Consider the following 6,881-nt stretch of genomic DNA (forward strand, 5'->3'; position numbering starts at 1 on the left):
ATGGTGGGCCCGGAGGGACTCGAACCCCCAACCAAGCGGTTATGAGCCGCCGGCTCTAACCATTGAGCTACAGGCCCCACACGCGGCTGGATTAATGTTTTTCCCCGAATCGCACAAGGCTTTCCGGATGGGCTGGCCGAAATCGTCCAAATCAGCCCATATTCAGGCATTACATCGACCTGCGTCCACTTAGACGCGCAAAATACGCTCTAACGCTTTGAATCTACGCATCGTGCTTCCCGAAATCGATTCCGATTTTTAGGCCAATGCGGTAGTCGACAAGCGCGACTGGATCGCAGACCGAGGAGATTTTTATGACCAGACATCTTTTGCGCTTGGCGCTCGCCGCCGCAATCGCTTTTCCGACGATGGCCGGCGCGACCGATTCGCCGCCGCCGCCCCGCATCGTCGTCACTGGCGAAGGCGAAGCGACCGCGGCTCCCGATCTGGCGCTGCTAACGCTCAGCGTCATGCGCGAGGCCAAGACCGCGCGTGCCGCGCTCGATGCCAACAACGACGCCATGGCCTCGGTGATCGCCGCAATGAAGTCTGCCGGCATCAAGGAGCGCGACCTGCAGACAGCTGGCATCCAGATCAGCCCGCGCTACAATTATACCAACAAGCCGGACGGCAGCCAGGAAGCCGAACTCATCGCCTACCAGGTGACCAACACGCTTTCGGTGCGCATCCGCGACATCGACAAGACAGGCGAGATCCTCGACAGAGCGGTATCGCTCGGCGTCAACCAGGGCGGCGGCATCTCGTTCTCCAACGAGGATCCAACGGCAACTGTCACCGAAGCCCGCAAGAAGGCGGTCGCCGACGCCATGGCCAAGGCCAAGACGCTGGCTGAAGCTGCCGGGGTCAGCATCGGGCGGGTGCTCGAAATCACCGACCAGAATGTCGCGCCGCCGCCGATACCGATGAACGCCAAGGCCTTTGATGCGGCCCGCGAATCGGTTCCGGTGCAGGCTGGCGAGAATGCCTACACGGTGCAGGTCACCGTCACTTTCGAGTTGAAGTGACCGCCACCTAAAACGGTTCGGCCCTGTTGCGGCAGCATTGACTTTGCTGCATGAAAAAAATCCCGGAGGACTGGTCCTCCGGGGTTTTTTCGAGCCGCACCCTTCTATCCCAGCGGAAAGGGGCCCTACTACTCCAGGCCGACCTTCGCAGAAGGTCGTGTCCCAAGCTGACCTTCGCAGAAGATCATACTACCAAGCAGGCCGTTGCCGGTCGGCAACGTGCCGAACGCTTACCGGTAGAGGACCGGGCAGCCGCGCTCATTGGCGAACACGACCAGGACGCGGTCGCCATACTGGCGGCCCGCCACTTTCACGGTGCGGCGGCTGACGTCGACGATACGGGCGCGGCGCAGACCCATACGCTCTGCCTTGCCGAGAGCACGGTTTGGCGAGCAGGACCGGCGCCAGTCGCGTTCGCGGCGGCGTTCGCGGTAGTAACCATGGTCATCGCCGGAATAGACGCCGACGCGCGGATCGTCGTTGTTGCCGAAGCCGAGATAGATGCTGTCTGCATGGGCTGTGGCGGGGATAGCGGCAAGCGTGCCGAGGCCGATAAGCGCCGAAAGGGCCGCCGTCTTGATCGTGTTGAACATGTCTTCTCTCCTTGTTCAGGGCTTCCGCCCGCCTTTGATCGAACCAATGTGACTTGGTCGAACCGATGGCGAGGAGAATGCGCTTGCGTATCTGAACTTTTTACGAACCGGCCGTTCATTTCGGGTTCATGTAGCAACAAGCAATTGCGCAGTCTTCTCGGCTTTCCGGTTCTGAACAATCCGGTCGGTTCTGAACCATTTGGGTGGAAAACGCGCTGTCGGGCAGCCGGTTCCGGGTCCTGAAGGCCCGTCGCTAGGGCTCGTCGTCCAGCATGTGCTCGAAATAGTCGTCGGGCTCGGCAAGCTCGGTCTCGCTGACGCTGACCCGGCCCCGCATGGAGATGCCGGCCTCATGCACCGTCTCGGAACTGCCTGACACCAGCCTGTGCCACCAGTAGAGATCGTGGCCCTCGGCGACCAGCCGGTAGGCGCAGGTTTTGGGCAGCCAACTGATGGTGCGCACATTCTGCGGCGTCAGACCGACGCAGTCCGGGACACGCGCCAGCCGGTTGGCATAATCGGAACAGCGACAAGTTTCGGCGTCGAACAGCCGGCAGCCGACGCTCGTCCAGTAGATCGCGCCAGTGTCTTCGTCCTCGAGTTTCGACAGGCAGCATTTGCCGCAGCCGTCGCAAAGCGATTCCCACTCGGCCGGGGTCATCGCCTCGAGCGTCTTGGTTTTCCAGAACGGCGTTTCCATCGACGGGATGTGGCCTCCGCCGGCGTCAAGGTCAAGCACCGCAACTGACGCAGGCCCGGCCGGCGCCATAGGCCGGCACCATAGGAATAACACGAAGTCGCCTTCAAAACGCCGGCCAATTGCCCTTCGTAGCCGTTAATGCCCACTAACCGGAACCAATCCGGTTGATGAACAGTTTGGGCCGGGATGGGACGCCAAAGGAGGATTTTTAATGAAACGCCAACCACGGATTCTGGCAGGCACGGCACTTGGCCTGCTGATGGCGTCCGCGCCGTTGGGCGCATTCCCGTTGCAGGGCAGCGCCGCGTTCGACCCACCGCAGAGTACCGCAACGCCCTTGATCCTGGCGCAATCGAATTGCCCCGAAGGCGAGTCGGCGGAAGCCTGCGCAGAGCAAGCGGAACCGGAGCAGAAGCCTCGCAAGAAGCGCGAGCGGCAGGCTGAATCGGCTCCCACGGAGCAGGCCGCGCCTTCCGGGGACGAGCAGGGCAATCAACGCAGGAAGAAGCGCGAGCAGCAACAGCAGACCGAATCAGCCCCTGCCGAACAGGCCGCCCCGGCCGAAGAGCAAAAACCGCGCAGAAAAAAGCGCGACCAACAGCAGACCGAATCAGCCCCGGCCGAAGAGGCCGCCCCGGCTGAAGAGCAAAAACCGCGCAGGAAGAAGCGCGACCAACAGCAGATCGAAGCAGCGCCAGCCGAACAGGCCGCCCCGGCCGAAGAGCAAAAACCGCGCAGGAAGAAGCGCGACCAGCAACAGCAGATCGAAACGGCACCGTCCGAAGAGCCTGCCGGACAGGCGGCGCAAGGCGAGAAGGCCGCACCTGCAAATGACAACGAGCAGGTCAAGCCGCGCAAGAAGCGGAACCAGGATCAGCAGATCGAGGCTGCGCCAGCCGAACAGGACACGCCCGCCGGCGAGCAGGCCGAGCCACTTCCGACCGACCGGCAAGCGGCTCCCGCTGAGGGCGAAAAGCCCCGGGATCAGGCTAAGGAACGTGGCAAGAAGCCTGTAACGGGTGAGCAGCCCTCAACCGGTGAGCAGCCCGCCGATGGCGAGCAGGCTGCGCCGGCCCAAGGCGAAACTCCGGTCCAGGGCGAAGCGTCCGATCCAAACGCGGCTCCCGTGTTCGACAGCCAGAAGGATGCCAGGCGTAAGCGCAAGGGCGGCAGGGACAACGCGCAAGAGACGGGCGGCCAGGACGCGGGTGGTCAGCCCACCCAGCAGGACGGCGAGCAGGCGGAAGCCCCGAAGCCGGCTCCGGTCGACCAGGGACCGCCGCCCACCGACGACAGGACGGCCCAGCAGGCGATCAAGCTTGAGAAGATGGTTCCGGTGACGGAGGAAAAGGGCAAACGCGTTGAGCGTGTGCCTGACGTCGAGGACATTCGCCGCCGTCCGCGTCCGCAAGGGGTCGATGTCGTCAGGGAACTCGGCGACCGCGTTATCCTACAGTTCAACAACCAGACGATCGTGGAAAGTGACGATACCCCGCGCATGCGCCGTGGCGCGAGGAACGTCTACTATGAGGAACTGTCGGGCGATCGCACCCGGGAAATCGTCGAGCGTGACAACGGAATCCAGATCGTCACCATCCGCAACCGCTACGGCGACGTCATCCAGCGTTCGCGCATCGCGCCCGACGGACGCGAATATGTGCTGAGCTATGTCGACGAGCGGTACTATGAGGACGATGGCTACTGGCGCGATCCGGGTGACGACCTGCCGCCGATTCGGATCGACATTCCGCGCGAGGAGTACATTCTGGATTCCGAAGAGGTCGAGGATCCGGACGACTACTATGCCTTCCTCGAACAGCCGCCGGTGGAGAGGGTGCAGCGCCTCTACTCGATCGACGAGGTCAAGCGCTCGGCCCGCGTGCGCGACATCGCCCGCCGCATCGACCTCGACACGCTGAACTTCGAATTCGGTTCAGCCTCGATCCCCGAGACCGAGGTGCAGAAACTCGAAGGCGTGGCCACTGCCATGGAGAAGCTGCTGGAGAAGAACCCGGCGGAAACCTTCCTGATCGAAGGCCATACCGATGCCGTCGGCAGGCCGGAGGCGAACCTCGCCCTGTCCGACCGTCGCGCAGAAGCTGTCGCCGAAGCCCTGAGCAATGCCTTCAGCATCCCGCCGGAAAACCTGACGACGCAGGGCTATGGCGAGGAGTATCTCAAGGTCGATACGTCGGAACCTGAGCGCGAGAACCGTCGCGTCGCCATCCGCCGCATCACCTCGCTGGTGGCGCCGGTCGCCAGCGCGAATTAGTCATGGGTCCCGAATGAAGGTCAGCCCGGTTTTCGTAAAAGACCATGGCGACTTAAAAAGCAATGATTCCAGAAACCTGAACTGGTTTCTGGAATCTATACGGGAAGACGTAGCCCACCCCGGTTTCACCGGGATGGGCAATTTCCGGCAATGAGCCGAGCTTAAAGGAGAATGTAAGTCACGATGTAACCAGGCATTGAATCGTGAGGTCGTCCACCCCAGATTCTGGCTAGGGCTTCCCTGCCCTGTCCCGACTCCAGCGGGACACATGAGCCCCGCCGGTACCCCCTCGCCGGCGGGGTTTTTGTTTCCGGCTTCGGTTGGGAAACGAGGCCTATGCCGGTGCCAGTCAGTAGATATTTTTCACGTTGGTATTCGAATTGGCAAACACCTCGTCGGGCACGAAGAAGTCACCGGCGAGCGGACCTGTCGCATCAGGCGCATAGATCGAAAAATCGCTGACGCCCTCGGCGCGCAGCACTTCCTCGTCGATGTAGAAATTGCCGGTCGCTTCGCGCGACGGCCTGAGCAGGATCGAATGCGCGGCATCGGCCATGATATCGGGCGAACGGCTCATCGCCGCCACTGTCGCCCCGCCCAGAAGATTGCGCACCGCTGCCGTATCGATCGTCGAGATCGGCCACAGTGAATTGACGGCGATGCCGTCCCTGGCGAACTCCGCGCTCATGCCCAGCGTGCACATCGACATGCCGAATTTGGCCATCGTATAGGCGACATGGTTCTTGAACCATTTGGCCTTCATGTCGAGCGGCGGCGCCAGATTCAAGATGTGAGGATTGTCAGCCAACTTCAGGTGCGGAATGCACATTTTGGAAACCAGGAACGTGCCGCGTGTGTTGATCTGGTGCATCAGGTCGTAGCGCTTCATGTCGGTTTCCAGCGTGCCGGTGAGTTGGATGGCGCTGGCATTGTTGATGCAGATGTCGATGCCGCCGAATTTATCGACGGTCCTGGCGACCGCCTCGGTCACCTGCCCCTCCTCGCGTATGTCGCACAGCATCGGCAACGCCTTGCCGCCGGCCTGCTCGATCTCCTGCGCGGCCGTATAGATCGTGCCCGGCAGCTTCGGGTGCGGCTCGGCGGTCTTGGCCGCGATGGTCACATTGGCGCCGTCGCGCGCGGCGCGCAGCGCGATCGCCAGCCCGATGCCGCGCGACCCGCCGGAGATGAACAGCGTCTTTCCCTTGAGCGACATGTCTTGCGCCTTCCTTGCAATTCTGTTGGCCGCGATCCTTGCCCGCCCCGTCGCTGGATACAAGAGCGGGGAGCATCGAGAGATGGTGACGCTGCGGAGCCGCCACGAAATCCTTGGACTCAACGGCGGAGTAGTATATATTCTGTAAAAATAGATTGAATATAGAATGGCCCTGTCGATCAAGAACACGGAAGTCGAGCGATTGGCGCGGGAACTTGCCCGCCGCCGTCGCGTGTCGGTGACGGAAGCGATCCGTCAAAGCCTCGAGCGCGAGGTTGCGCGCGAGCGGCTTGTGCCGCGCGACGAGGCCGACGACCTTTTTCAGCGCCTGATGGCGATCGCCGAAAGAGCCGCGCAGGTACCGAAACGCCAAGATGCGATGACCGACGACGAAATCCTCGGCTACGACGAGCTCGGAATCCCGACGCGATGATCATCGACTCCTCTGTCCTTGTCGCTATTTTGCGTACGGAACCAGGCTATGATCGTTTCGTGCTGGCGATTGCTCAGGCTGACAGACGGCTGCTCGCGGCACCGACCCTGCTTGAGACGACGATGGTGCTAGTCGGCCGCTGGCAGGACCAGATCGTCGACCGCTTCGAAGCCTTTTTGCGCACCGCTTCGATCGAGACGATTCCTTTTACGGCCGACCACGCCGCTGTGGCCCGTCAGGCCTTCCTGCGCTATGGCAAGGGCCGGCATCCGGCTGCTCTCAACGTCGCCGACTGCATCTCCTATGCCACGGCCCGTCTCGAAGCCATGCCACTGCTTTTCAAGGGCGACGATTTCCGGCTGACGGATATCGAACCGGCTGTGTAGTCCACCGTCAGACCAGCACCAGGCCTTGCCGCATGGCGATGGCGATCGCGTCGGTGCGGTTGGCCGCACCTAGCTTGATCAGGATCGCCGCGACGTGGAACTTCGCCGTATGCACGGAAATGTTCAGGCGCCGCGCAATCACCTTGTTGGGCGCGCCTTCGGCCAAGAGCGCCAGCACTTCGCTCTCGCGCGGCGAAAGCGCCGGCCGGCCGGCGCTTTCGCCAAGCGGCTCCTCGTCGGAGAGATCGTCGTCATG

The 6,881-nt window shown here is 62.3% G+C and carries 8 protein-coding genes and 1 tRNA gene; 4 read left to right on the forward strand and 5 right to left on the reverse strand.

The window, feature by feature from the left end:
- Position 1: 1 nt before the first annotated feature.
- Positions 2-77 (reverse strand) — tRNA-Ile (locus BQ8794_RS17640).
- A 237-nt stretch (positions 78-314) separates the two neighbouring features.
- Between BQ8794_RS17640 and BQ8794_RS17645 the strand changes: the two genes are divergently transcribed.
- A complete protein-coding gene (locus tag BQ8794_RS17645; RefSeq protein ID WP_077379785.1) occupies positions 315-1,025 on the forward strand; it encodes an SIMPL domain-containing protein in 711 nt (236 codons plus the stop codon).
- A 230-nt stretch (positions 1,026-1,255) separates the two neighbouring features.
- Here BQ8794_RS17645 and BQ8794_RS17650 read toward each other — a convergent pair whose 3' ends face one another.
- Positions 1,256-1,618, reverse strand: coding sequence for a hypothetical protein (locus BQ8794_RS17650; RefSeq protein WP_077379787.1), 363 nt, complete (start codon positions 1,616-1,618; stop codon positions 1,256-1,258).
- A gap of 253 nt (positions 1,619-1,871) precedes the next feature.
- Positions 1,872-2,318 carry a YcgN family cysteine cluster protein gene (locus tag BQ8794_RS17655; protein ID WP_077380378.1) on the reverse strand — a complete coding sequence of 149 codons (447 nt, stop codon included), beginning with the start codon at positions 2,316-2,318 and terminating at the stop codon, positions 1,872-1,874.
- A gap of 211 nt (positions 2,319-2,529) precedes the next feature.
- Here BQ8794_RS17655 and BQ8794_RS17660 point away from each other — a divergent pair, with 211 nt between their 5' ends.
- Complete coding sequence (locus BQ8794_RS17660) at positions 2,530-4,590, forward strand: OmpA family protein (protein ID WP_077379788.1); 2,061 nt, start codon at positions 2,530-2,532, stop codon at positions 4,588-4,590.
- A 349-nt stretch (positions 4,591-4,939) separates the two neighbouring features.
- On the opposite strand, the gene BQ8794_RS17665 is transcribed toward BQ8794_RS17660, so the two are convergent.
- Positions 4,940-5,806, reverse strand: coding sequence for an SDR family oxidoreductase (locus tag BQ8794_RS17665; RefSeq protein ID WP_077379790.1), 867 nt, complete (start codon positions 5,804-5,806; stop codon positions 4,940-4,942).
- A 166-nt stretch (positions 5,807-5,972) separates the two neighbouring features.
- Between BQ8794_RS17665 and BQ8794_RS17670 the strand changes: the two genes are divergently transcribed.
- The gene (locus BQ8794_RS17670; RefSeq protein ID WP_077379792.1) at positions 5,973-6,239 is read left to right on the forward strand and encodes a type II toxin-antitoxin system VapB family antitoxin; all 267 of its coding nucleotides are present in this window, start codon (positions 5,973-5,975) and stop codon (positions 6,237-6,239) included.
- Positions 6,236-6,625, forward strand: coding sequence for a type II toxin-antitoxin system VapC family toxin (locus BQ8794_RS17675; protein ID WP_077379794.1), 390 nt, complete (start codon positions 6,236-6,238; stop codon positions 6,623-6,625). Before BQ8794_RS17670 ends, BQ8794_RS17675 begins: the two co-directional genes overlap by 4 nt.
- Before the next feature lie 7 nt (positions 6,626-6,632).
- On the opposite strand, the gene BQ8794_RS36590 is transcribed toward BQ8794_RS17675, so the two are convergent.
- The coding region (locus BQ8794_RS36590; protein ID WP_244555016.1) for a response regulator transcription factor at positions 6,633-6,881 on the reverse strand (249 nt) is incomplete at its 5' end.

Origin of the sequence: Mesorhizobium prunaredense (assembly GCF_900156895.1) — a bacterium.
Taxonomy (GTDB): domain Bacteria; phylum Pseudomonadota; class Alphaproteobacteria; order Rhizobiales; family Rhizobiaceae; genus Mesorhizobium; species Mesorhizobium prunaredense.